The sequence below is a fragment of the Pseudomonas sp. PME37.24/025 genome (assembly GCF_055556615.1).
The window spans coordinates 395,059-420,868 of record NZ_JBVHNK010000003.1 but is presented as its reverse complement, the minus strand read 5'-3'; the positions used below and the strand labels follow the sequence as shown (position 1 = coordinate 420,868).

Genomic DNA, 25,810 nt, shown 5'->3' with positions numbered 1-25,810 from the left:
CATTGTCCAGCCATTGACGCTCGACATCGACAAGGAGATTGACATGATTACGCAGCAGATGGGTGCGCTCAAGGCATTACGGCGTGATGCGCTGATCGAATTTTGCATCGGCCTCAAAGACCTCGACGCGAACGAGAGCGATCATTCACGTATTGTCTCGCTTGATAATTTATTCGAATGGTTGCGCACCGATCCTGCCGACAGCGATCAGGTCATGACCTCTTGGGTGGCTGAGGCGGTGAGCTGTTTTCAGCAATACATTCACGCGGTCTACCAGAAACTGGAGCCGGGTTACGTCGGACGAGAGTTCCCCGCCAAGGATCTGGAAGACTGGGACATTGCCCATAATTACCCCGTCTGGGCCGCCAGCCAGTTGCTTAAATGCACGCCCGAAGACTACATCACGCCTTATGCGCGTATTCGCAAGACCAGCCTGTTCAAGGTGCTTGAAAGCAACCTCAATCAAACTCGCCTGACGACCGATTCGGTACAGCGTGGTGTGCAGGAATACCTTCGGGTGTTCGAAGAAACCTGCAACCTGGAAGTGCTCAATGGTTACATCAGTACCGCAAATCCGCTTGACGCCGTTTATTACTTCATTGGCCGCGAGCGCATCGAGCCGCACCGTTATTTCTGGCGCAAAGCGGACATAGAGCTCGACGGTTCGTCCGTGGCTGTGAACCCGACCGCCTGGAGTGAGTGGCAACAGGCCGACATTGGCGCCGAAGGTCAGGTGCTGGACAGCCGTCCGGTGTTCTGGGGCGGCCGGTTGTGCCTGGTATGGGCGACGTGGCATGAGGCATTGTTCAACGCAGAGAACAAATTGCAAAAGCCCTATGAGTTGGAACTCAGCGTGGCGTTCATTGCCTTGAACGGGCAATGGTCGGCACCCGTCAACTTGCACCGGTCGGAATATAAAGAGGACGTCTCGCCAGGCTTGAGGATGGTAGCGGTGGCGCTACGTGATGTGTTCGACAAGGCTGACCCCGATGGACGCCTGGCGGTGCACGTGACCAATGGTCGCGGGACGACGGTGGGCAACAACCCGGTGGAAATCTACGAAACCCGCGATTCGCTGTTTCGCAAGGTGCCCGATGAAAGCTCTCTGATGGACTATCTGGCGCAGGAGCAATTCGATAATTCGTTGACCCTCCAGCATTCGATAGCGCCCAAGGATTTTCCCTCTCTAACTTCAAGTGTTACGACGCCGGGCAGCCTGACGACGCACTATGTATTAAAGGCCTATGTTGTTCGTCGAGGCACAGTAGATCACTTGTTTGTACAGGGACATTGTTCCCGGGTGCCCGGCGGGGTCGCAACTAGCAAAATGGTTACATTGAAAGTCAAATACGCTGCAGGAGGTGACCTTGGCGAGAATTCCGGCAGCCGCTCCGGGAACGGGGGATGGTCTACGCCCTGGCTACACATCACTCGGCCGTCATTGGCCAATACCAACATTACCGTCACTTTGGGGGGACCGGATTTCGGCACTAACACCTATGAGCTTCGGATCCAAAGCGTTCCTGTAGTCAAACCGCTGCCGACATTGCTGAAAACCAATGAAAAAGGCGCGCAGTTTCTGAATTTCAGTCAGCCGATCAAACTCAAGTACGTGCGCATGAATACGCTGATCGGTGGCGAGCTGGTGTTTCGTACCCATGTGTCCATGGCCGCGGTGCTTGACTGGACCACCCAGTTCCCTGGAGAGCCACCGTTGCCCGAGGGGAGCGAACCCAATGGCCCTTTCGACGGTTGCAACGGTTTGTTTTTCTGGGAACTGTTTTTCCATCTGCCTCATCTGGTGGCGTGCCGGTTACGTGACGAAGAACGCTTTCTCGAGGCCCAACAGTGGTTACATTACCTGTTCGACCCGCAGGCTCCGGCCGACCTGCCCGGCGTGCCCAACCCTAAACCTCAGTATTGGCGCTGCCGCCCGTTAAATGTCGAGCAGGCCAATATCGCCTACGAGGTGAAGGCACCGACTGACCCGGACGCGATTGCCTACTCATCGCCCCGGCATTACAAAACGGTGATTTTTCTCGACTATGTCAGCAACATCATGGCCTGGGGCGATTGGCACTATCGTCAACTGACCCGAGACAGCCTTACCGTTGCCAAATTGCACTACACGCGTGCAAAAACATTGATGGGGTCTGCGCCCATCAAGCAGACGGTGAGCAAATGGACGTCGACCGCTCTGAATGTGCTGATCAAGGAGATCGTCGATAAGCCGAACCTGCAAGCCTTCGAAGAAGCGCTTGTTGTGGACCCAACTCAATTACCCCTAAGTGCCAAGCACTTCGAGGCTCCATTCGCCTGCGGCACCAAATCGTTCAAGTTGCCGATCAGCCCTCGTTTGCTGGGGCTGTTTGACCTGCCGGCCAGCCGGATGTTTAACCTGCGTCATAACCTCACGATCGATGGCAAACCCTTGTCGATTCCGTTTTTCAGCCCCCCGGTAGACCCTGGTCAGTTATTGAACAGCCTGGCGGCCGGTGGCACGGGCGCCGCGCGGTTTATGGGAGGCCAGTTACGCGTGGCGGCATTCCGCTGGCGAGTGCTGTTCGATACGGCGCTGCGTTCTGTGCAGTTGTTGCAAGAATTCGGCAACCAGGTGATGCGTCTGCTGGAGCAGGCAGATCGCGCAGAGCTGGAAGAGGTCCAGCAACGACACCTGGTCGAGCTGGGGGATTTTGCACAAAAAGTCCACGAGGAAACCATCGCGCAACAGCGTGCCAGCCTAAGCGCCTTGCAACGTAGCAGGACGATGGCCGAGGAGCGCCGTTCGCACTACGAGGAGCTGGAGCGGGAGAACATTTCATCGGGCGAATACAGCGTCCTGGCCGAGATCGATACGGTCAAGACTTTGTCGGCCACCAGTACCGCATTTTTCGTGGCAGGCTCAGTCGTCGATGCCTTCCCGAATATTTTTGGTATGGCAAACGGTGGGCATCGACCGGGCAGCATCCCCCAAGCCGTGGGTTTGGGCGTCCAGATTGCCGCTGATATTCTTCTCAAGAATGCCGAAAAATCCCAGACGTCGGAAAACTATCGGCGCCGCCGGCAGGAATGGCGTCTGGCCCGTGATCAGGCCGGGGCGGAAATCAATGCCATCGATGGGCAAATCGAGGCCCAGCAATGCGCCATCGCCGCAGCCCAGGCGGGCTTTGAGCAGACACAGAAGGCCAATGCCCAGGCGTTGAATCTGTTCGAGTTTCTAAAAAAACGAGCCAGTAACCTGGAGCTGTATCGCTGGCACTTGGGGCAGCTTAAAACCCTGCACTTCCAGGCTTACGATGCCGTTGTCGGCTTGTGTCTGAGTGCCCAGACGGCGCTGCAAGCGGAAACCTGCGAGTTCGATACCGCAACGATTCGGCCGGACGTCTGGCTCGATCATCGCCATGGCCTGACGGCGGGCGACTCTTTGCGTCTGGACCTGCTGCGCATGGAGGCCAATTACCTGCAACGCTACGAACGGCGTCTTGAGCTGGTCAAGACTGTTTCGTTACGTCAGTTGTTTGACGACAGCTCGTACGAACAAGAGCCCGGTTCATGGACGGAGGCGCTCGACGAACTCCAGCAGGGCGGCACCTTGAGCTTCTCGCTGGGCCAACTGCTGTTTGACCGTGATTACACCAATCATTATTGCCGCCAGATCAGCGCCATAGAGGTCACGCTGCCGTTGATAAAAGGGCCCTTCGAAGATACCCGGGCCATCCTGACGCAGGTAGGCAGTTATACCGCCACCCAACCGTCGATCGCGTCCCTGGAATACCTGCATTCACCCGGCGATTCAGTAGCCCCCTCGGACGTGCTGATCAATCTGGGCAGTGGCCAGCAGGTGGCATTGTCCAGCGGGCTGGACGACATGGGGTTGACGACCTTCAAAGCCGATGAAGGTTTGCTCAATCCCTTTGAAAACACCGGGGCCGTTTCCCGCTGGCAATTGAAATTCCCCTGGCACGAACGGCCGCAACAGGAGGCGCAGTTGGCGGCGTTGACCGACATCGTGCTCAAGGTTCGCTATACCGCCAAAGTCGCTGATGCGAAGTTTGCAGCGAAGGTGGAGGAGCTGGTAGGGAACAAAAATCCTGGTACTGAAACCTCTGCAAAGGTAAGCCGCCATGAATGATCGTGCGCCTAATGCCAACACCAACCTGGTAGTCGATGGCGATCTTAGTGAGAACTACGAATTCTGGGAGGACGGCAATCCTGACAGTCTCTACGATATTGCATCTGAAGAATGGCAAGGGAGCCACGTGAACTATCTGCTCCTTCAAAAAGAGGCCGCGGCGTATCAAATGATCGACGTGCCGTTCGGTCAGAAAGGGGACGATGCGCGTTACCGCCTCACGTTTTTCTATGAAATTCGCGGTGAAACCTATGGCATGGTTTCTGTGATCAACGAGCGCAACAACGAAAAGGTCGAAATCGAACTGCCGGCCCAGCGGCCCCTTCAAGACCAGGCCGAGCCGTTGGTCCTGACACTGGTTGAACATGAAATGTTCCTCGACCTTGGACTGCAGCAAGGCGATCAGTTGAAGGTCATGTTTTCCCACGTGAAAGACCCTTCCAATGTCCCTAACCAAAAAGTGATCGTGACGTTGATCGAGCTGCATTTGGTGCTTGCACCGTTGCAGTTGCAGCGAATGATCAATGATGATCAGTCGTTCGAAACCGGGCAGACGCTTTACTTGTGCCTGGGCGCCGAGGGTGAAACCGCCCATCGGTTGCGTTTCGAGCCGTTGCCGGATAGCCCATGGGCCGCTTTACCGGCCGCGTTGTGGACCGTGGAGAATCCACAGGAAGCCATCCTCATCGAGCCGACGCTGGGTGAGAACCAGACTCTGGATCTGGCCTGGCGTCTCGATTGCCCGGTGCTGAAGGGGGATGCGCCTTTTCTGTTCTCGCTGTCGCTTCACAACCAGTACACGGCACAACCCTACACGATGGATGTTTCCCTCGGTCACCATCGGCTGGAGATGAACGTTCTTCAAGGAGCCGATGTCTGGCCTGTTCTGGAGTACGCGCAGACAGTGCCGCTGGAGGTTCAGGTGGTGTCGTATTACACCGACCAACCGGTCCCGGGCCAGGAGGTGACTTGGAGTTTGGGCCAGGAGATTCTGTATCGCGGCGAGAGTGACAGGGAGGGCAAAGCCTCTTTCGATTTTACGCCCACCCTTAAAGGGGAACAGGTGATCAGGGCTACGGTGTCGAGCCCTTATTATCAGGATGCCAGCGTCCAGCGGGCGTTCGATGTTCGCGTTCTGGAATTCGATCCCTTTAAAGCAGTGCAGGTCCGGTTCGAAAACGGACCGGCTGCGATCTGGGGAGAAAAAACCGGTTTTCCCGACCGGGCCAGCTCGTATCCGTTCACGGTGGTTCTGCCTGAGGACAGCCCCTTGCGGGATGATTCGATCGCGGTGCACTGGAGCGAGGGCGGATACTTGCCTGAAGACCTGGACGTCACTTGCACCCCCGATTTTGGCGAATTGATTGTTGCCGACAGCAACGAGCTGGCGTGGACGCTGCTTTGCGGCGACAAGCTGGACGCGCGATTCGGTTTGTTTCTGTCGAGCCCACGCTTGCTGCGTGATTCCCGCAGTAACGCCATGTCGCTGGCGCGCAATACATTCAAGATCGGTGATTGGCGAGAAGCCAACAAATCACCCGTGGTGGATGAGGGCGATAGCGTTCATTGCATGCTGCAAGTGCTGACCAAGAAAGATGAGCCGGCGCTCAATATCTCCGTCGACTGGATCATCGGCGCTGACAAAGTCACGACCCTGACCGGCGCGGGCGGTTGGGCCAGCGTATTCCATACGCCGACCCAGGCGCAGACATACGAGATAGTCGCGCAAGTTCAACTACCTGATGGCGGCGTGCCGCTGGAACATTCGTTCACGGTCATTTCGCGGTCGACCAGCGGCTGGAAAGCCCATATTGAGTGTTCGCTGGATACGGAGGTGATCGATAGAAATCATTGGGGCGTGGTTTGCCGCAGTGGCAGTACTCATAAATTCCGGATCGCCCCCACGAATGATGCCAGCCCGTTTATCGGCCAGCCCATCACCTTGAACTGGCGTGGCGGGACGGATCCCGCACCGGGATTGGTATTTGTCCCGGCGCTGGGGGCTCCTCGTCCCCTGACGAAAGAAGGGCTGGAGTGGACGGTCACCTCTGGCGCTTCAGACATCGGTTTGTTCGAACTGGAAGTGACCAGCGGTTATCTGGAGGAGAAACGCGAGCTTTCAGGTCGTCTGTTGGGCGAAAGCATCAAAGACGAAGCCACGCTGCTGTTCGATCAGCTGCCTTCGATGATGGGCGAGAAAACCTTGCATCCCTGCCTGGGAGCGGTTCATACCCTGCGAGTGCTGCCCCATGCATTCAGCCCTTTGCTGGGCCTGGAGTTGCATTGGTCCGGCGCGGAGCCACCGCCGGGGCTGGTCATCACCCCAGACAAAACCACGGGGCAGGTCATCACGGCGGGGGGCGTGCAGCTGAGCATTGACTGCAGTGATGTACCGCAAAAGGCTGAGTACAGTATTTTGCTGACGGAGCAAAGCGGGGAGTCCAGGCCTGCGGCACCCGTAGCGTTGAGCATTGACCACAATAAACTCAAGCCCGGTGAGCTGCGGCCGGTAGCAATTGATCCCGTGCTGGACAAGGGGGAATGCGTCCACCTGGAAGTCCAATTCCGGTCCTGGTTCAGCGATGTGCCAGTTGCTGGCAAGACGGTGGCCTGGAGGGATGAGCTGGGAGCGCCGAGCGACTCGGTGACCGATAACAACGGCTGGGCCAGGTTTGATTACGCACCGTCGCGCGTAGGGCTTATCCCTGTCCGGGCCAAGGTCGTTAACCCTTATGACGACAGCGAGGCTGTGCAGACCGTCGAAGTGAATGCCCTGCAACGCGATCCGTGGCAGGACCTCAGGGTTCAAACGGATGACGGCGATGGCGAGTGGGGAGCATCTTTCCTGCTTCCTCGTCACAACGGTGAATTCGATCTCACGTTGTCGGCTAATGAGGAAAGTTATCTTCGTGGTCAACGTGTGGCTTTGGGGCTGACGGGGACCGGGCCCAATGCATTAAACATGGCGATAGAGCCCGTTCCGTTGGGTAATTTCCGGGACTTTGACAAAAATCTGCCCGTTACCCTCAAATCCAGCGTCGTGAAGGACGGCAGTTTCTCTCTCCGCCTGGCGGCCACACGATTGCTGTCGCTGTCGCCGAGCCAACCCGTGTCATTGGGCGCACCCTTCAGGGGCGTCACATTGTCTGCCGACAACCGTGTTTTGCAGATGATTTACTGGGGGGGGAAATTCGAGGCTGCTGTTACCGCTGTCTCCCGACTGGGTGAGCCTGTTGCCGGACTGCCTGTTTACTGGGAAGGGCCGGATGTGGGACGCGTATCCACGGTTACCAATTTCTACGGCGTGGCGAAGATTCAATTTACCCCGAAGATCCCGAGAGAGTCTGAAGTGATTGCCAAGACAGGGGATGAACACCACTGGGGCTCGGTTTCGTTTCGGTACACATTGATTGAGCCCCGGAAAATACAATCGCTCACCAGTCCGAAGCCAAGTGGTCATCTGGGGGAATTGGTTTCAGCGGTTGTTAACGTGGTGTCGGCCATGACCGGCAAACCTTTGCAGGATGTCGAGGTGATGTGGGAGTACCCAGACAGAGTTCTAAGGCCAACGAGAACAGATGCTGAAGGGAATGCCGGGGTGGCGTTCACACTTTCGGGTATCTGGAGAGGCCTTTTACTAGCCACCGTGACAGGTGGATATGCTGGATTGGAAGTAAGGCGCTTGGAATTTAAATTGATACCTAATTAGTATTCTCTTAATTGAAAGATGCTTTCTGCTTATAAAATTTCGTTTTTTTTTCAAGACATTGAATAAATGCGCCGTTCAAGTTCTTGGCATCAGAACGGTCTTTTACGAACCACCGTGACAGGTGGGATATTGAACGGGAATGGAAAAATGAAAAATAAATCGATACCACCGTCTTCTCCAGATTCCAATACTTGGTTGCAGGAATTCGCTCCTCACGTTAATGGCAAGCGAACTAGGTGGCCCGACGTGAAGCTGGATTTAGTGGCGGGAGAGACTTGCACGCTGATGCTGGACTATGAATACAGTTGGTTGATTGGCAATCCAGATGCCTTTCTTGCTCTGGAATACAAGCCGGGCGCAGAGGGGCAAGGTCTGGTTTTTGATCCGCCCTTGGGGCAGCTATGTGAGATGGCGGAGGGGACCACCTCCTTGAGCTGGACTATCTCAACCGACCAGGCGCCTAGTGGCCCTTTTGAATTGCAATTTGCCCTTCCGAAGTTTGATGAGTTACCGAAGTCACCGCTATTGCCGGGGGAGATAATTAATGTCGCGCAAGAAATAGACGTTATATTCGACGAGTTCCCACTTACTTTCGAAACCGGTGCCGCCGCCTATCCCTGCCATGGTGCAAGGCATACATTCACCGTGCGACTCAAACCTTCCAGCCAATTGCTGGATATGAATATGAAACTGATATGGGGCGGGGAGCCCGCCGAAAGTCTCGGTGTAGTGGTCACCCCCGCGCCGGGAGGCGTTTGGAGGCTGAGTCCAGAGGGCATGACATGGACGCTGGATTGTCGGAATAGCGTCAAGAGCGGGGATTTTGCGTTGACGTTGAGGCTACTGGATCTAAACATTGATTTGCCACTACTGCCAATGAACTTGGCGCATAACCTTGTAACGGCGGTGTACACACGCGAACACCAGAGCATCCCACCAGACATTATCATCCATACAGTTACAGTTACTGCGACTTCAGTATTCTTGCAGGCACCCGCATCTGGGGTTCGAGTCATCAACCGAGCTCTGCCCACGCTTGAGTTGTTTACAGATTCAGATGGGAAGGTTGTTCGGACGGGCAGAAATACTATTAGTTTGTACATTGTCAATCATTATAATAATACGGAAGTGTGAGTCTGTTGTTAGCAATCAACGCTTGAAAAAGAGGGTGGCTTTTGTAGTTTGCTCATTTTTTCATACCCTATGCCGGGGCATCAATTCAGACCGAAAGTTGACTGGCGCACGGTTCTGCCGTATCGAATGAATGATGAATACAATCTATTGAATTTGATGGGGAGAAAAATATGCCTATTCCTGATTTGTTTACGTCTTCTACTTGGTTGCAGGAGTTCAGAGTTTACGTTGATGACGTGGAGGTAGATTGGTTCGACGTGAAGCTGAATCTAGTGGCGGGAGAGACTTGCACACTGGAACTGAACTATAAATACAGTTGGTTGATTGGTAATCCAGATGCCTTTCTTGCTCTGGAATACAAGCCGGGCGCAGAGGGGCAAGGTCTGGTTTTTGATCCGCCCTTGGGGCAGCTGTGTGAGATGGCGAAGGAGACCACCTCTTTGAGCTGGTCTATCTCTACCAACCAGGCTTCCGACGGCCCTTTTGTATTGCAATTTGCCCTGCCGAAGTTTGATGAGTTGCCGAAGTCACCGCTACTGCCGGGGGAGATACATCTACCGGTCATTGAGTCGCTCACGTGTGACAGGCCAGACACTTATACTGGTTATGAGGTCAATGCCTGGGCCAGGGTCATTCGCTCTCCCGGCGGTCTGCCCTTTAAAGGTATCAAGATCAATTGGCGTTTCGTGGGGAACTCATTACCTGACTCACTTACCGACGCCGATGGCGTCGCATCGGTAACATTTATGACATCAGATACCGGGGAACATGATCTGGTCGCCACGCAGGCCTCCGGCGTGCCGGGTTCGAAGACACAGCGGATTACGGTGAAACCTTTGCAACTAGCAAGGGTATCAGCACTATCGGCGAACCCCTCCACGCTTCGCGTAGGAGAGTCAGCGTCTATCGAAGCAAAGGTAGTGACCCTCGTTGGTACCCCCATAGAGGGCAGAAAAGTGGAATGGATACAAGATGCTGGCAGTGAGCCGTTTGCCACGACTTACACCAAAGCAGATGGCGAGGCCTGCATCAGCTTCACGGCTACTGAACCCGGGAGTACGCAAATTAAGGCTGAAGTACGGCATGCCGAGGGTACAGGCCCTTCGTCCAGAACAGTGACCTTGACAATTCTGGAGTAGCAGGCACTGGTGTTTGAACAGACATCAAGGATCGGTTCGTTTCGTTGAGCCATGTTGGTTGATGCGCAGTTAAAGCATCCCGGCTTTCTTCCAGCTTAAATACTGTGTCACCAACTCCGCGCCCAGTTCACTGGAGCGCACATACAGCACCGGCACTCCTTGAGCACTCAGCCGCTCATGGAGTTCGGCTTGGGCATTCAAATAGTCAACCGTACCGCAATAGGCGAGGGCGTTGTCCTGGGTATGCAGCGGCGTTTGTCCCACAGTGTCGAGTACCTCTTCGCGCAAACTGGCGATCAGCACTCGATGCAGTTGGCCCAAACGCTTGACAGCGGCAAGCAATTCCTCATCGTCCTCATCCCGCAGATTGGTCACCAGCACCACCAGCGCCCGGCGTTTTTGCCGGGCCAGCAACTGGTTGGCAGCAGCCTGGTAGTCGGCGGGGCGTTGGCTGCTGTCCAGGTCGTAGACGGTGTTGAGCAGTACGTTGAGCTGGCCGCTGCCTTTGGCCGGGGCGAGGTAGCGGGGCTGGTTGCTGGCGAAGGTGCTCAGGCCGACGGCATCGCCTTGGCGTAAGGCGGTGTAGGCGAGCAACAGGCAGGCGTTCAAGGCGTGGTCGAAATGGGACAGTTCGCCGTCCTGGCTGCGCATGTGTCGGCCGCAATCGAGCAGGAAGATGATCTGCTGGTCGCGCTCGTCTTCGTACTCCCGGGCGATGGGGGTGCGGTGGCGGGCGGTGGCTTTCCAGTCGATCTGACGCAGGCTGTCGCCTTCGCGAAATTCGCGCAGTTGATGGAATTCTTGCCCCTGGCCACGTCGTTGGAGCTGGCGTACACCGAGCTGGCTCAGCCAGTTGTCCACCGCCAGCAGTTGTCCGCCGTAGAGACGGGCGAAGTCGGGGTAGACGCGGGTGTTGTCGAGCACATTCAACAGACGTTTGTCCGACCACAGGCCCATTGGGCTCGGCAGGTTGAATTCGCAATGTTCGAAGGTGAAGTGTCCGCGCTGGAGCGGGCGCAAGCGATAGCCGATCTGGCTTTGCAGGCCGGGTTGCAGTTCGACGGACAACGGAAGGTGTTCGAAGTCCAGGCCATGCGGCACATGGTCGAAAATCTGTACGTTCAGCGGTTGGGCAAAATCGTGCTCGACCTCCAGTCGCACTTCGCTCCATCGACCGAGCGCGAGGCTGCCGGGCATTTGTCGTTGCACGCGAGGTGAGGGCAGGCGTTTGAGGCGGATGGCGTCGAGTATCGCCAAGGCCAGCAGCGCTAACAATAATCCCCAGTTGATCGATAAAAGGCTCGATGGAATCGGGATGTCCAGTGCCCGCAAAGTGCCCAGCACGATGCTGATGGCCAGCAGGGTCGCGAGCCAGATCAGCAGCAGGCGCGAGGGTTTCATTGGCGCATACCTTTTGTGGCGAGGGAGCTTGCTCCCGCTGGGGTGCGAAGCAGCCCTGAAACCAGCCGACACAGAGTGTCAGGTAAAACGCGTTTACCTGTATTGCGACTGCTGCGCAGCCGAGCGGGAGCAAGCTCCCTCGCCACAGGGTTAGTCTGCATGACGGTGTTCACAGACGTGGCGCCGGCACTTGATCGAGCAGTTGCTTGAGCACCTGATCGACTTCCAGCCCTTCGATGTCCAGCTCCGGGGCAATTCGCACACGGTGACGCAGAACGGCCAGCGCGCAGCCTTTGATGTCATCGGGAATCACAAACTCACCCCCGCGCAACAAAGCCCGGGCGCGGGCGCAACGTACCAGGGCGATTGACGCACGTGGCCCGGCACCCAGGGTCAACCCCGGCCAGGTTCGGGTGGTGCGAGCCAGACGTATGGCGTAATCGAGCACCTGATCGTCCAGCGGCAGATCACTGGCAATGCGCTGCAAGGCCAGCACGTCCTTGGCTTGCAACACGGTGCGCAACGGTTGCACATCCAGCATGTCGGCCCGGGTGGAGCGGCTGACCTGGCGCACCATGTTCAATTCCTGCTCGGCATCGGGGTAGTCCATGCGCACCTTGAGCATGAAGCGGTCGAGTTCGGCTTCCGGCAAAGGATAAGTGCCTTCCTGCTCGATGGGATTTTGCGTGGCGAGCACCATGAATGGTTGCGCGATGGGCAGGGCGCGCCCTTCGAGGGTGACCTGGCGTTCCTGCATGGCTTCGAGCAATGCCGCCTGGGTTTTCGCCGGGGCGCGGTTGATCTCGTCGGCCAGCAGCAGGTTGGTGAACAATGGGCCTTTGCGCAGTTTGAACTGCTCGGTTTGCAAGTCGTACACCGCGTGCCCGGTGACGTCGCTGGGCATCAGGTCCGGGGTGAACTGGATGCGTGCGAATTCGCCGCCGAAGCAGCGAGCGAGGGCACGCACCAATAACGTCTTGCCCAACCCCGGCACGCCTTCGAGCAGCACATGGCCACCGGCGATCAGGGCGGTGAGCACATCGTCGATCACGTTGTTCTGGCCGATCACGGCTTTCTGCAACTCCGTCCTTACCGCTTGGGCCAACTGGCTTGCGCGCTGGCGCTGCTGGGCGGCATGGGTCTGTGTGCCGGGCTCGAACTGTTCACTCATAAGGCGTTCCTCAAGGTTTGCAGGTGGGCGACCTGACGGCTGAATTCAGCGCTGGACAGCCGCTGCTTCGGTCGCGGGCTCATGGCCTGGCTGATGGCGCGTGTGGGTTGGCCAGTCAGGCGTGCGAGCACCAGCCATTGTTCGGCAACGCCGAGTTGTTCAAAACCGGGATGACGGTGACGGACACGCCGCAGGATGTCTTGTTGCAAGGCTTGCAACAGGCTGTGCTGACCGTTGTAACGGAGCATGAAATCGGCGCTGGCACGCAGGTGTTCCTGAAGCTGGCGGCGCGCTCTCGGAGTCGATTCCAGTAACGGGCCGTTGCGCACGCCGACGTGCCAGAACCCGAAAACGATCAAGGCGATCAGGGCCACCAAGGCTTGTGGAAAGTAGCGCCACAGCAATGTCAGCAAGCTGTCGTGATCGGTATTGAACAGCAGGGTCACGTCTGTATCGGCCGTCAGGTACCACAGCAGCCAGGCGTTGTCGTACTGGTCGATGGCCGGGGTTTTCCAGAGGTCGGCGTCGGTGACCACGGTGATCGAGCCGAGCCCGTGGCTCAGCTGCATCATGTGCGTGGCTTTGCCACTGTTGGCCCAGGCATGGGCGAGGTTTTTCGGGTCATCGAGGTGGAATGCGGTATCGAAGCTGAAGTAGGCCGGCGCCTCTTCGTTTTCCAGGTAGAGCTTGGTCAGTTTGGGGTAGGGGTCGTCATTGAGATCGGGTGGCGGCTCCTTGAGGTCGTTGCTCAGGGATTGGTGCAGTTGCACCCGGTCGAGCAGCAGGTCATTGCTCTGGCCGGTCTTCTCATCCCACAGGGCTTCGGCGACGAATAAAAGACGTCCACCGGCCCGGGTCCAGTTCAACACCTGATTCACCTGTCGCGGCGACATGTTCGACCGATCGCCGAGCAACAACAAACTGCGCTGATGAGGCTCGAGCGTCGGCAGGATGTCGAGGCCATTGGCATGGCTGACGCTCACGCCCTGTTTACGCAGAAAGTGCTCGGCCGCCAGGTAGGGATTGGCCAGGGCTTGCGGGGATGGGCCGTGATCGATATCTGCCTGATAGGGCGTAGCCTTGAAATTCAGGTAAACACTCAGCGCACACACTAACAGGGCGATGAGCGCACCGACTGAAAGCCACAAGCGCCGGTTCAACGGACCGCTCCCGGACCGAACAGCGCGCGCCAGCCATCACAGAGTTCTTGTTGCAAATGCACCGATGGCAGGCGATGCCCGTAGGCCATGTTCTGCCAGTGCCCGGTGAGGTTTTTACTGAAGGCCAGCAAGGCCGGTTGTTGCAGTTGTTCAACGCGCTGGAGCACTTCGCCCTCGGTGTCGGCGGGTTTGAGCGCCATGTTGAAGTCATGCAGCAAGTGGCTGAGCAGGGCGCGATAGAGCAACCCCAGGGCTTCACGGGGATTGCTCTGCCAGAGGCTTTCGGCACTGGCTGCGATGTCGGCGGGCAGGGTTTCGCGGTTGAGGTCCAGGCCGAACGCCTGCTGCGGTAATGGCCGCGCGACTTTGCGGTTTAACGTTGGCCGACGGCTGACGAAGGCCTGCAGCCAGTCGCGGTAACGCCAGATCAATAGCCCAATGGCGCCAATCACCGTGCCCCACAGCAACACTTCGATCAGGTTGGCCAGTGCGCCAAAGCGTTGGCTGTTCAGCAAGCTGAACAGCGCCTTCAGCCATGCGGGTGTTTGATCCTCGTCCGCGTTGTTGGCGGCGGGTTTGTCTTCGCCAAAACGATAGCGTGTTACCGTTTCCTTGTTCTTGAACGGTGGTTGATCGAGGATGGCCTTGATGCTGTCTCGGGACGCCTGACTGGTCAGTGGTTGCTCCAGCAGACGCGCAGAGTCCGGCGAGATGACCGGTTCGGCGGCCCAGACGCTTTGCGCCGTCGGCACCAGCAGGATCGCGGCCAGCAGCAGCGTGACGATCGCGCTGGACAAGCGTTGGCGCAATCGGCGAAAGACCAGTTCGATATCCCAGGCTTCCAGCCACGTGCGCCGGTTCAGATAAAGGCTGAAACCGCAGGCCACATAGATCGGTTCCCAGACAATCAGCACCAGAACGTAAAAGGTATTGGTCAGGTGTTCCAGCCAGCGCCAGTCTTGTGTGGCGGCGGTAATCAAGGTCTGCCAGCCCCAGTCGAGTTCGACCTGTTGCGGCAAGAGCATGTAGAACAGCGCCATCAAGCCGATCCATAGCGCGGTTTCCAGATGCACGCCGATGATCGTCAGCCACTGGGCGGCACCCGCGTTGCGTTGCAGCAACACGCGCAAACGTTGTTGGCGTGCTTCGCCCCCCAAGCCTTCGAGTTGCACCACGGGCATCAGAAAACTGCGGTTCAGGCTCAGGCGGCGCCAGGTCAGGCTGGCCAGCAGTTGCGGCTTGAGCAGGCGCGGCCATTGGCGCAGGGCCTGCTTCAGCGTGGGCGTTTCACCGAACATGGCTTTGGACAGGATGTACAGCGGCAGTCGATCGAACGCCGGTTTGAGCCACCAGAACAGGAGCACGGCGAGGGAAGGCGAATCCCACAGTATCAGGGTGAGCAGGGCAAAAATCGGCAAGGTCACGATCGCCCAACTGGTCATCAACAGGCGTCGATGGCGCTGGCTCAGCAGCACCCCCAGGTCCATGGCTTCCCAGGTTGTGCGCGGGCGGATCACCACACTGGCATCACTCAGGCGCATGACGAGTTCGTCCGGCGAACAGCAGATAAGTCGCCACCAACAACCAGAGCGCCGCACCGACCAGGTATTTGGTCAGCGGCGCGAGCCCGGTCTTTGACGACCAGTAGGCTTCGATAAATGCCGCAATCAGCAGAAACAGCATGACCCCGCAAATCAGCAACACGCTCTTGCGCGCTGCCAGTTGCAGGGCTTCGGCGCAGGGCAAACGCCCCGGCGCGATCAAGGCCCAGCCCAGTTGCAGGCCCGCGGCACCGGCCAGGACGATGGCACTCAATTCGAAGGCACCATGGCCGATCACGAACGACCAGAAGGTTTGCCCATAGCCGATGTGCGTCAGATGCCCGGCCACCGCGCCGATCATCAAACCGTTGAAAAACAGGAAGAACGCGCTGCCCAGGCCAAACAGCAAACCGCTGGCGAAGGTCTGAAAGGCGATGCCGATGTTGTGCATGATGTAGTAACCGAACATCACCCAGTTTTCACTGGCCGCTCGTTCGGCCGAACGTCCCAGGTGGCCGGCGACGGGGTCGTACATGCTTTGCATCTCAAAGACCTGCTCGGCCGGGATCAGGTTGTAGACCAGCTCCGGGAACAGATACACCAGCAATGCAAAGCCGATCAGGCTACCAAAAAACATCAGGCCGGCGGCAAGCACGAAACGCCACTGTTCACGCACCAGTTGCGGGAAGTCGGCGAGGATGAAATTCAACACGTTGGCACCCAGTCGACTTCGATGCCGATAAAGCTGTTGATGCCCGCGCAGCACCTGTTGCTGCAATGAATCGATCAGGAAACTGCTGTAGCCGCGCTCCTGAGCCAGGGCCAGGTGTTGGCAGAGCCGTCGATAATCGCTGGGGAAACTGGCGACTCCAGAGGCGTCCTTGCGGCGTTCCAGCCGTTCAAGCATGAGTGCAAACTGCTCCCATTCGGCTTGGTGGCGACTTTCGAAAAGGCTTTGCTTCATGTGGGGCCCAACAAGCCACGGGCGATGCCGTTGAGTTCGGCCCTCGCCTGTGACTTCGATACCTGCAACGGTTGCGCGAGTATCGAGGCGAGCTCGTTAGCCCGCGCCTCGGAGAGTTCACCCTGGCGTTCGGCAAACCCGAGGATGGCGCGTTGCTCGGTCAGCGTCAGCGCGAAGGCTGCGCGTCGCGGCGGGACATCAGGCAGTTGCGGTCGGGTGAGCGGTTGTTCGCGGTAGATCACCAGTGTACCGGCAGCCAGGTCGCCGAGGCGTTTGAAGGAGGGGTGTTGCAGGCAGCTGATCGCCCCGAGAAAGTAGCTGAACGGCAGCATGTCGACAAATCGCAGCAGGTTGCGCAGCAAGGACGCGGACCAGCCGATCGGCGTGCCATCGTCGTGCACCACACGCAGCCCCATCCATTGCTTGCCTGGCGAGCGGCCCTGATTGAGCACCTCGAACAGCACCATGTACCACCAGCTCACTACGAACAGCAGAATCGAACCAAGCCCGGCGCCAAGCTTTCCGAGAAACGCCAACATAATAAACAGCAGGCTCAGTATCACCCCGCGCAGGCCCGAGTCGATGGCGAACGCCAGCGCACGTACCATCAACCCGGCCGGGCGCAGCGGCAAGTCGATGCCTTCGGGCGTTTCGACGTGATATCGCGTGTCCAGTGGCCGGGCCAGCGTCGCTTTCCCTGGCAGTGCTGTGGTTTCGAGCATGGGCAACCTGATGTGGCTTGGTCTGTCGGATGCTAGCAGCCTCTTGGGGGCAAACGACATAACTATGTATTGCACGGTAAGTCGTCAGAGATGATTGAATAACAAGATTGCTGGTCGGGGCGCCGTGAGTGCGCCTAGACTTCGCCGGTCTTCAGTTCAGGAACAACCCGTGACCTCGATCTTCTGGTACGACTATGAAACCACTGGCATCAACCCCCGTTGCGACCGCCCGCTGCAAGTGGCGGGGATTCGCACCGACTTCGATCTCAATGAAATAGACGAACCGGTCAACCTTTATTGCCAGCCCAGCGACGACATCCTGCCTCATCCGGCGGCTTGCGCGATCACCGGTATTACGCCCGCGCTTCTGGCCGAGCAAGGTTTGAGTGAAGCCGATTTCATGACACGGGTTCATGCCCAGCTCGCTGCGCCCGGCACCTGTGGAGCCGGGTACAACACGCTGCGTTTTGACGACGAGATGACCCGTTACAGCCTGTATCGAAACTTTTTCGACCCCTACGCACGAGAGTGGCAGGGCGGCAACAGTCGCTGGGACTTGATCGATGTGGTGCGGGCGGCTTATGCCTTGCGTCCCGATGGGCTCGTCTGGCCCAGGGACGACGAAGGGCGAGTCACGCTCAAACTCGAACGTCTGACCGCGGCCAATGGCATCGATCACGGGCATGCACACGAGGCGCTGTCGGATGTTCGAGCCACCATCGCCCTGGCGCGTCTGATTCGGGAAAAACAGCCGAAGTTGTATGACTGGCTGTTTCAATTGCGCGGCAAACAAAAGGTCATGGATCAAATTCGGCTGTTGCAGCCGATGGTGCATATTTCCGGGCGCTTTTCGGCGGCCCGCAACTATGTGGGTGTGGTGCTGCCGTTGGCCTGGCATCCCCGCAATCGCAACGCGCTGATTGTCTGTGACCTGCACCTGGACCCTCAGGGGCTTCTCGATTTGGATGCCGAAACCTTGCGCCAGCGGCTTTATACCCGCCGCGATGATTTGGCCGAAGGTGAACTGCCGGTGCCGCTCAAGCTCATACACATCAACAAGTGCCCGGTAGTGGCGCCCTTATCGGTACTTCGTCCTGTAGATCAGCAACGTTTGGGGCTGGACATGGCGCTTTATCAGGAGCGGGCGCTGCGGCTAAGTGACGCGCAACAAGTTTGGCTAGATAAAGTGTCAAGCATTTACTCCCGCGACGATTTCTCTTCGAGCCAAGACCCCGAGCAACAGTTATACGACGGTTTTATCGGTGATCGGGACCGGCGTCTATGCGAGCAAGTCAGAACCGCCGACCCAGCGCAATTAGCACAAGAACTGTGGCCTTTCGATGATGAGCGTTTGCCAGAATTATTGTTTCGTTATCGCGCACGCAACTTTCCAGATACGTTGAGCGCGGAAGAGCAAGAACGCTGGCGAATATTCTGTCAGAAACGTTTGTGTGCACCTGAGTGGGGCGCGCCAAATACGCTGGATAGTTTTCTGGAGGCAGCCGCTCAATTGATGACTAGTGCTACATCGTTTCAGCGAATGGTTCTGGATGAATGGCAGAATCATGTCCAGGCATTACGCAAACGTTTGAGTCTTTGAAAACGAAAATGATTGCCGCTTGAATTCCAGACATAAAAAAACGCCAGCATTCGCTGGCGTTCTTTTGAGTCGCGATCAGGCTGCGACACGCTTGCGGCTTAGCCCAACAGGGTAGCCCAGCCTTCAACCACGTCACCGCCCCACTTGGCTTTCCACTCTTTCAGAGTCTTGTGGTTGCCACCTTTGGTTTCGATGACTTCGCCGTTGTGCGGGTTTTTGTATTGTTTAACTTTGCGAGCACGTTTGGTGCCGGTAGTTTTTACTGCGCCGCCACGTGGAGCCTTGGTTTTGGACTCTGGATCCAAAAGCGCGATGATGTCACGCAGGGATTTGGAGTATTCGCCCATCAGGGTGCGCAGTTTGCCTTCGAATTCCAGCTCGGTTTGCAGTTTGTCGTCTTGGGACAGATTCTTCAAACGGGCTTGCAGCTCTTTGATAGCTTCTTCGGTGGCGCGATATTCGTTGATCAAGGACATGGGGACTACCTTATGTTAGGCGCTGGATGGCAGGGTGACAGTGCGACAATAATAGTCAGGGTGTTTCATCAAGTAAACATTAAACCGGAGTTTTATTTAAATTAGTTGCGGAATAGGACACACATTGGAGGGGCAGTTAAATAGCGTCACAAATATTCACAGTTGACCTCTTGAAGATTGCCCGCAAGAACACCATCGCGTGGGGCAGCCTGGTGCTTGCAGAACCTGTATCGGACCTGCGGGCAAAGCCATGCGTCATCAATACTGCAGTTTTGCTGCGCAATCGCTAGAATAGCGGCCTTTGCGAAGTTCTGGAGTTTCCCCTCATGCGCACTTTTCGGCTGGTGATTGCTTGCCCGGACCGCGTCGGCATCGTTGCTAAAGTCAGTAACTTTCTGGCGTCCCATAACGGCTGGATCACTGAAGCGAGCCATCACTCGGATAATCTCAGTGGCTGGTTCTTCATGCGTCACGAAATTCGTGCCGACTCGTTGCCTTTCGGGATCGAGGCTTTTCGCGAAGCGTTTGCACCGATTGCCGAAGAGTTCTCGATGGACTGGCGCATCACCGACACCGAGCAGAAGAAACGCGTGGTGTTGATGGCCAGCCGTGAATCCCACTGCCTGGCCGACTTGCTGCACCGCTGGCACAGCGATGAACTGGACTGTGAAATCGCCTGCGTGATTTCCAACCATGATGATTTGCGCAGCATGGTCGAGTGGCACGGTATTCCTTACTACCATGTCCCGGTCAACCCACAGAACAAGGAGCCGGCCTTCGCCGAAGTCTCGCGCCTGGTCAAACAGCACGAGGCCGAAGTGGTGGTCCTTGCCCGTTACATGCAGATTCTGCCGCCTGAGTTGTGCAGCGAATACGCCCATAAGGTCATCAATATTCATCACAGCTTCTTGCCGTCGTTTGTCGGCGCCAAGCCGTATCACCAGGCTTCGATGCGCGGTGTGAAGTTGATCGGCGCCACATGCCACTACGTAACCGAAGAGCTGGACGCTGGTCCGATCATCGAGCAAGACGTAGTGCGCGTGAGTCACAGCGACAGTATTGAAGACATGGTGCGCTTCGGCCGTGACGTCGAGAAAATGGTGCTGGCCCGTGGTCTGCGTTATCACCTGGAAGACCGGGTGTTGGTGCATGGCAACAAAACCGTCGTGTTCTGATAGCCGTACGGTTGAAATTCGAAGGGCCTGGGCGTTCAATCGCTTCAGGCCCTTCGCCGTTTTTGCACTGAGAACATAACCATGGCCGATCCATTGGACAAAGCTACTTCCAAGGCACCCGCCACATTGGGTGAGGGCTGTTTGAGTCGCTATGACCCTGATGACCTGAGCCCCGAAGACGGCACGGAGTTTCCCGGTGCCGCCGAGTTGTGGGAGCAGTTGCAGGACTGTGGCGAGGGGGCTAGCCCCCGTTCGGCGGCGCAGCCGTCGCAAGATCAGCACGCAAGGTATACCTGAAAGAATGCGGGGGCCGCTTCGCAGCCCAACGGGGGCAAGCCCCCTCGCCACAGGCGATCTTTTAAGCCTGCTTGAACTTCATCAACTTCTTGAGCAATGGCCGCCCAAGCATCAGCAAAAACACCGGGCCACCGACCACCAGATAGAAGTAATAGGTCACTGTCCGCCAGATCAGAATCGCCGCCGCCGCGGTGGATTTTCCGACCATGGGCGCCAGCAGCGCCGCCGATGTCAGTTCCGCCGCCCCGGCACCGCCCGGCAACAGGCTGAACTGCCCCGCACTCAGTGACAGCATCTGGATCAGAAAGCACCAGGCCCACTGCAAGTCCACGCCCAGCCCACGCAATGCCAGATACAGCACGCTATAGCGCAAGAGCCAATGCAGGCAGGTCAGTGCAAACACCGTGATCAACGTCTGAAAGGGCAACTTCAGTGTGTCGGTGAACGCCGCCAGGAAGTGCAGGAGCTTTCGCGCCCAGCGCATCCGGGTGGTGCCTTTGACATTGAGGCGAGCGAGCAACCGACCACTCAGACGAATCAGCGAGCGGTGGCAGCGAGCTGCCAACATGCAACTGAATAACCCGCCGAACATCGAGATGGCGCTGACGGTCAGCAGCCATTCCATGCGCTGACTGAGGTGCTGGAACAGTGCATAAATCAGAATCCCGCTCAGTGCACAGAGAAAAAACAGCAGATCGCTCAACTGGTCCATGGCGAACACGGCGCTGCCCCTGGCCGGCCGGACGCCGTGGCGTGCCAGCAACGCCATGATGGTCAGCGGTCCGCCGCTACCGCCGGGGGTGGCGCAGTAGGCGAATTCGGCGGACATCACCACCCCAAGGCTTTTGAAACGACTGACCTTGCCGCTCTGATCTCCCAGCAACAGGCGCAAGCGCAGGGTGTTGAGCATCCAGCAGAGCAGGATCATGCCGAACATGATCAGCAACCATTTCAGCGGAAAGCTTTGCAGCCGCGACCATGTTTCTCCGCCACCCAGCAACGACGGAATGAGCACCGCAGCGAGCAGGGCGACGACCAGCAGAATCCCGCGGCTCATGCGGCGCGACCGATAGGGTCACGTTGCTGTGTCAGCCAGTTGGCTTTGGTCATCGGCACGCGACCCTCGTCGAGCAAGCGCTTGAGGGTTTGCAGCCAGTAGTGACGCGAGAATTCATGGCGCATGTCCACCGGGTGCAGGCCGAGGCGAATCACCGGCGCCTGGCGCCAGCGTTGTTCACGCTGATCGCTGACGATTTTCGACAGACCCCGGCGCAAGGCGCTGCGCGCGCTCCAGACCAGGCACGGGGCATCGATCGCGGTGAAATCCGGCAATCGATACAGATGCTGCGAGTCGCTGGTGTAGCGCAGCGGTACCTGGCGCAAGGCTTGGCGGGTGCCTTCGCTCATCAGCCAGGCCGGGGCGACGAAACCTTCTAATGGCCAGTTGTAACGGTGGAACACCTCGATTCCGGCACGCAGGCGGGTGAGGGCTGCTTCCAGAGGCAGGTCGTAGAACTCGCCTTCGTGGGTGTAGATTCGGCGCATGAACCAGTCTCGGGGAGTGATGGGGATCGGTCCTTCATCGCAATGAAAGTAACCATGCAGTGCCAGTTCGTCGCCGCGAGCGACGCGGCGGGTCAGCAAACGTCGAAACGCCGGATACGCGCCCAGGTCGTTATGCTTGTGGAAATCCGGTACCACCAGCCAGGTGATCGGCACCTCACCCAGCGCGTCGACGGCTTCGACGAAGGCTTGGTAATCGGGCCAGGTTTGCGGCGCAACGTCGTGCAATACCAGTAACAGGCTGGACGCGTTCATGGGCTCAACCATTAGCGGTTAGTGGCCATTGAGTGCCGAGTACGGCGTGATAGTGCCCCAGCAGGCTGTCGACCACGATGTCCCAGGCGTAATGCTGCTCGACATGGCTGCGGGCTTGTTTGCCCAGCGCGGCACTGCCCTGACTGAACAGTTCGCGCACAGCGTTGGCCATCGCCGCTGGATTGTTCGGCGCGCACAGCAGGCCGCATTGATCGGTGACAATTTCCTGAAAAGCCCCGGCCGCCACGGCCACCACCGGAATGCCGCTGGCCATGGCTTCGAGGACCACCAGGCCAAAGGTTTCCTGATCACCGGCATGCACCAGCACATCGGCACTGGCCATCAAGCGCGCGACTTGCGCCGCCGGGTAGAACTCGTCGAGGACGGTGACATTGCGCGGTACCAGGGTCGGCATCGACGAACCCACCAATAACAGGTGATAGCGACGGCCCAGGCGTTTCATGCATTTGAGCAGCACTGGCAGGTTTTTTTCCTTGGATCCACGGCCGGCGAAGATCAGCAGATGAGTATTTTCATCGATGCCCAATTCGGACCGCAAACCTGGATCCCGTTTACTGGGGTTGAATGTTTGCAGGTCGACGCCCAGCGGTTGTACGAAAACGTTCTTCACGCCCAACCCGATCAGTTTATCGGCCATGATTTGACTCGGCGCCAGAACCCGGTCGAAGTTGCCATAAAGTTTGCTGACATAAGCTTCGATATTGGGGGTAACCCAATTGCCCATGCGATTGCTGACCAACAGCGGCAGGTCCGAATGATAAAAGCCGATCACCGGCACATCGAGTTGCCGCTTGGCGTCCAATGCAGCCCAAGCGGTCAGGTAGGGGTCGCCGACTTCAATCAGATCAGGCTGTAAATCCTGCAGAACATTGCGCCAGGGCGCGAGGCGGAGGGGGAAGCGATAACCCTTGCCAAAGGGCAGGGCAGGGGCCGGAACCGTGTAAATGCCATCCCGTTCACTTAAATGTGCCCCAGGGATCAGCAAGCTGTGACGAATGCCTGGCTTGTTGCCCAGGCGGCGGTGTTTGGCATCCAGATAAGTGCGCACGCCACCGCTGGCAGGGGCGTAGAACATGGTTATGTCAGCGATATGCACGATGAACATCCCTCCGGGATCGTTGTTCTCCCTTTGGTTGACCTATATGAAGGATAGATGTTCGGTTGGGGTTTTGCGGTGGGGAGGCTTTGGACGATTATGTGGCGAGGGAGCTTGCTCCCGCTCGGCTGCGAAGCAGTCGTAAAATCAGTCGGTGTGTTCAATCTGGCACACCTTCAATCCCGATTTTGGGGTCGCTTCGCGACCCAGCGGGAGCAAGCTCCCTCGCCACAGTGTGATCAGACGCTAAATCCGGAAACTGCCTACCAACTGCTTCAATCGCGAAGCCTGCTGCTCAAGGTCCGAGCAGGCACGCAACGTCGACTGCAGGTTTTCCACGCCTTCCTGGTTCAACGTGTTGATCTCAGTGATATCCACGTTGATCGACTCAACCACCGCCGTCTGTTCCTCGGTCGCTGTAGCCACGGATTGGTTCATGCCGTCGATTTCGCCGATGCGCAACGTCACGCTGTTCAAGCGTTCACCGGCCAGGTTGGCGATTTCCACGCTGTCCTGGCTGTGGCGCTGGCTGTCGCTCATGGTGCTGACGGACTCACGGGCGCCGATTTGCAGCTCCTCGATCATGGTTTGCACTTGTTGCGCCGATTCCTGTGTGCGGTGCGCCAGGTTGCGTACCTCGTCGGCCACCACGGCAAAACCGCGCCCGGCTTCACCGGCCCGCGCTGCTTCAATGGCCGCGTTCAGCGCCAGCAGGTTGGTTTGCTGGGAGATGCTGGTGATCACTTCGAGAATCTGCCCGATGTTCACGGTTTTGCTGTTCAGCGATTCGATGTTGGTACTTGAGGCGCTGAGCATGCTCGACAGCTGGTTCATCGCGGCAATGCTGCGATCCACCACTTGCTGGCCGTCTTCGGCCAGGCTGCGCGCGTCGCTGGCCTGATTTGACGCTTGCGCGGCGTTACGGGCGATTTCCTGGGCCGCGGCACCGAGCTGGTTGATTGCCGCGGCGACACTGCTGGTGCGCGAGGCCTGTTGGTCGGAGTTGGACATCGACGAGTTCGAGGCCGCCACCACCCGCAGGGCCACTTCGTTGACCTGGCCGGTGGCCGAGGACACTTCGCGGATCGACGTATGAACCCGTTCCACGAAACGGTTGAACGCCGTGCCGAGGATGCCGAATTCGTCCTGGTTCTGGATGGTCAGGCGCTTGGTCAGGTCGCCTTCACCGTCGGCGATGTCTTCCATGGCGCGGGTCATGACGTGCAGCGGCTGGATCAGGATGCGGATCAACATGCCGAGCAGGGCGATGATGATTGCCACGGCAATGATGGTGGCGACGACCGCCGAGGCGCGAAACTCGCTGAGCATTGAGAAGGCTTTGTCTTTATCCACCGACAGGCCGATGTACCAGTTCACCGACGGCAGGCCTTTGATCGGGGTGAACGTGACGATGCGGGTTTTGCCGTCGACTTCGACTTCACTGATGCCGCCGCTGATGCGTGGGGTGTTCTTCGGGTAAGCCTCGCCGAGGGACTTCATCACCATGGATTTATCCGGATGGACCAGGATCTTGCCGTCGGCGCTGACCAGGAAGGCATAGCCCATGCCGTCGAAGTCACGCGCGGTCAGGGTATCGATCAGGGTTTGCAGGCTCAAGTCACCGCCTACCACCCCCACGCTTTGCCCGGCTTTCTTCGAGGCGGTGGCGATGGAGATGATGGTCTGACCGGTCGCCGCATCTATATAAGGTTCGGTCAGCGTCGAGCCATTGCTGTTTACCGCGCCTTTGTACCAAGGGCGAACTCTGGGGTCGTAGCCGTCCGGCATCTTGGAGTCCGGGCGGTTGATGAAAGTGCCGCTGGCATCGCCCAGGTACCTGGCCATGAAGGTCGATTCCAGAGCCTTCTGTTCAAGCAGGTTGGCGACGTTGGATTGTTCGGGGTTGATGGCAATGTTCTGCGCGAGACTCTCGATCAGCAGGATGCGACCTGCCAGCCAGGTCTGAATGTTATTGGCGGTGACATCGCCCATTTCATTGAGGTAGTTGTCCAGATCCTCGCGGATGGCATTGCGCTGTAAATAGTCGTTGTACAGTGTGAACGAGGCGAAGGCAGCAATAACGATGAGGGCGGCGGCAAGCAGTATTTTATGGCTGAAGCGCAGATTTTTGTTCATGGCTTGGGGTTCCGCTAAGGTCTTATTATTCAGGGCGTGCTTTTATAAAGGCACGCAAAACGGGCAGTGTTGAAATCAAGCTGATATTTCCGTCCTCTCCTTAGGGGGATTACCGACG

Annotated in this window: 18 protein-coding genes and 1 pseudogene; 7 read left to right on the top strand and 12 right to left on the bottom strand. The window is 57.7% G+C overall.

The features are described 5' to 3' along the window. Positions 1-43 precede the first annotated feature (43 nt). From ACZ3HH_RS07950 to ACZ3HH_RS07935, 4 genes are all read left to right on the top strand, one after another. A complete protein-coding gene (locus tag ACZ3HH_RS07950; RefSeq protein ID WP_465803850.1) occupies positions 44-4,132 on the top strand; it encodes a Tc toxin subunit A-related protein in 4,089 nt (1,362 codons plus the stop codon). Continuing rightward, positions 4,125-7,841 carry an Ig-like domain-containing protein gene (locus ACZ3HH_RS07945; RefSeq protein WP_465803848.1) on the top strand — a complete coding sequence of 1,239 codons (3,717 nt, stop codon included), beginning with the start codon at positions 4,125-4,127 and terminating at the stop codon, positions 7,839-7,841. Before ACZ3HH_RS07950 ends, ACZ3HH_RS07945 begins: the two co-directional genes overlap by 8 nt. Before the next feature lie 147 nt (positions 7,842-7,988). Continuing rightward, a complete protein-coding gene (locus tag ACZ3HH_RS07940) occupies positions 7,989-8,975 on the top strand; it encodes a hypothetical protein (RefSeq protein WP_465803847.1) in 987 nt (328 codons plus the stop codon). Between the two features lie 170 nt (positions 8,976-9,145). Beyond that, positions 9,146-10,114: an Ig-like domain-containing protein gene (locus tag ACZ3HH_RS07935; protein ID WP_465803846.1), complete on the top strand. Its 969-nt coding sequence runs from the start codon at positions 9,146-9,148 to the stop codon at positions 10,112-10,114. A gap of 69 nt (positions 10,115-10,183) precedes the next feature. On the opposite strand, the gene ACZ3HH_RS07930 is transcribed toward ACZ3HH_RS07935, so the two are convergent. The 6 genes from ACZ3HH_RS07930 to ACZ3HH_RS07905 form a co-directional block, all read right to left on the bottom strand. Further along, a complete protein-coding gene (locus tag ACZ3HH_RS07930; protein ID WP_465803845.1) occupies positions 10,184-11,515 on the bottom strand; it encodes a DUF58 domain-containing protein in 1,332 nt (443 codons plus the stop codon). Positions 11,516-11,684: 169 nt separating this feature from the next. Then, a complete protein-coding gene (locus tag ACZ3HH_RS07925; protein ID WP_465803844.1) occupies positions 11,685-12,686 on the bottom strand; it encodes an AAA family ATPase in 1,002 nt (333 codons plus the stop codon). Beyond that, positions 12,683-13,846, bottom strand: a complete 1,164-nt coding sequence (locus tag ACZ3HH_RS07920; RefSeq protein ID WP_465803842.1) for a DUF4350 domain-containing protein — start codon at positions 13,844-13,846, stop codon at positions 12,683-12,685. Before ACZ3HH_RS07920 ends, ACZ3HH_RS07925 begins: the two co-directional genes overlap by 4 nt. Next, entirely contained in the window at positions 13,843-15,387 is a 1,545-nt protein-coding gene (locus ACZ3HH_RS07915; protein ID WP_465803841.1) for a DUF4129 domain-containing protein, read from the bottom strand. Before ACZ3HH_RS07915 ends, ACZ3HH_RS07920 begins: the two co-directional genes overlap by 4 nt. Beyond that, on the bottom strand, positions 15,374-16,351 hold the full coding sequence (locus tag ACZ3HH_RS07910; RefSeq protein WP_465803839.1) for a stage II sporulation protein M: 978 nt from the start codon (positions 16,349-16,351) through the stop codon (positions 15,374-15,376). The genes ACZ3HH_RS07915 and ACZ3HH_RS07910 overlap by 14 nt, the downstream gene beginning before the upstream one ends. After that, complete coding sequence (locus ACZ3HH_RS07905; RefSeq protein ID WP_465803838.1) at positions 16,348-17,073, bottom strand: RDD family protein; 726 nt, start codon at positions 17,071-17,073, stop codon at positions 16,348-16,350. The genes ACZ3HH_RS07910 and ACZ3HH_RS07905 overlap by 4 nt, the downstream gene beginning before the upstream one ends. Positions 17,074-17,242: 169 nt before the next feature. Between ACZ3HH_RS07905 and sbcB the strand changes: the two genes are divergently transcribed. Beyond that, on the top strand, positions 17,243-18,673 hold the full coding sequence (gene sbcB / locus ACZ3HH_RS07900) for an exodeoxyribonuclease I (RefSeq protein ID WP_465804043.1): 1,431 nt from the start codon (positions 17,243-17,245) through the stop codon (positions 18,671-18,673). Between the two features lie 98 nt (positions 18,674-18,771). Here the strand turns inward: sbcB and mvaT are convergent, their stop codons facing one another. After that, positions 18,772-19,149, bottom strand: a complete 378-nt coding sequence (gene mvaT, locus ACZ3HH_RS07895; RefSeq protein ID WP_007933316.1) for a histone-like nucleoid-structuring protein MvaT — start codon at positions 19,147-19,149, stop codon at positions 18,772-18,774. 326 nt (positions 19,150-19,475) lie between these two features. Here mvaT and purU point away from each other — a divergent pair, with 326 nt between their 5' ends. Both purU and ACZ3HH_RS07885 read left to right on the top strand, forming a co-directional pair. Continuing rightward, positions 19,476-20,324 carry a formyltetrahydrofolate deformylase gene (gene purU, locus ACZ3HH_RS07890; RefSeq protein WP_007903852.1) on the top strand — a complete coding sequence of 283 codons (849 nt, stop codon included), beginning with the start codon at positions 19,476-19,478 and terminating at the stop codon, positions 20,322-20,324. Positions 20,325-20,405: 81 nt separating this feature from the next. After that, positions 20,406-20,621, top strand: coding sequence for a hypothetical protein (locus ACZ3HH_RS07885; RefSeq protein WP_465803834.1), 216 nt, complete (start codon positions 20,406-20,408; stop codon positions 20,619-20,621). 61 nt (positions 20,622-20,682) lie between these two features. On the opposite strand, the gene ACZ3HH_RS07880 is transcribed toward ACZ3HH_RS07885, so the two are convergent. The 5 genes and pseudogenes from ACZ3HH_RS07880 to ACZ3HH_RS07860 all read right to left on the bottom strand — a co-directional run. Next, positions 20,683-21,678 (bottom strand): lysylphosphatidylglycerol synthase transmembrane domain-containing protein, encoded by a 996-nt coding sequence (locus ACZ3HH_RS07880; RefSeq protein WP_465803832.1) that lies wholly within the window; start codon positions 21,676-21,678, stop codon positions 20,683-20,685. Continuing rightward, positions 21,675-22,451: a DUF2334 domain-containing protein gene (locus tag ACZ3HH_RS07875; protein ID WP_465803831.1), complete on the bottom strand. Its 777-nt coding sequence runs from the start codon at positions 22,449-22,451 to the stop codon at positions 21,675-21,677. The genes ACZ3HH_RS07880 and ACZ3HH_RS07875 overlap by 4 nt, the downstream gene beginning before the upstream one ends. Continuing rightward, complete coding sequence (locus tag ACZ3HH_RS07870) at positions 22,444-23,565, bottom strand: glycosyltransferase family 4 protein (RefSeq protein WP_465803829.1); 1,122 nt, start codon at positions 23,563-23,565, stop codon at positions 22,444-22,446. Before ACZ3HH_RS07870 ends, ACZ3HH_RS07875 begins: the two co-directional genes overlap by 8 nt. Before the next feature lie 237 nt (positions 23,566-23,802). After that, positions 23,803-24,567: a methyl-accepting chemotaxis protein gene (locus ACZ3HH_RS07865; RefSeq protein ID WP_465804042.1), complete on the bottom strand. Its 765-nt coding sequence runs from the start codon at positions 24,565-24,567 to the stop codon at positions 23,803-23,805. Positions 24,568-24,660: 93 nt separating this feature from the next. Then, positions 24,661-25,692: pseudogene (locus ACZ3HH_RS07860) on the bottom strand (HAMP domain-containing protein); the annotation flags it as partial. Between the last annotated feature and the right edge of the window lie 118 nt (positions 25,693-25,810).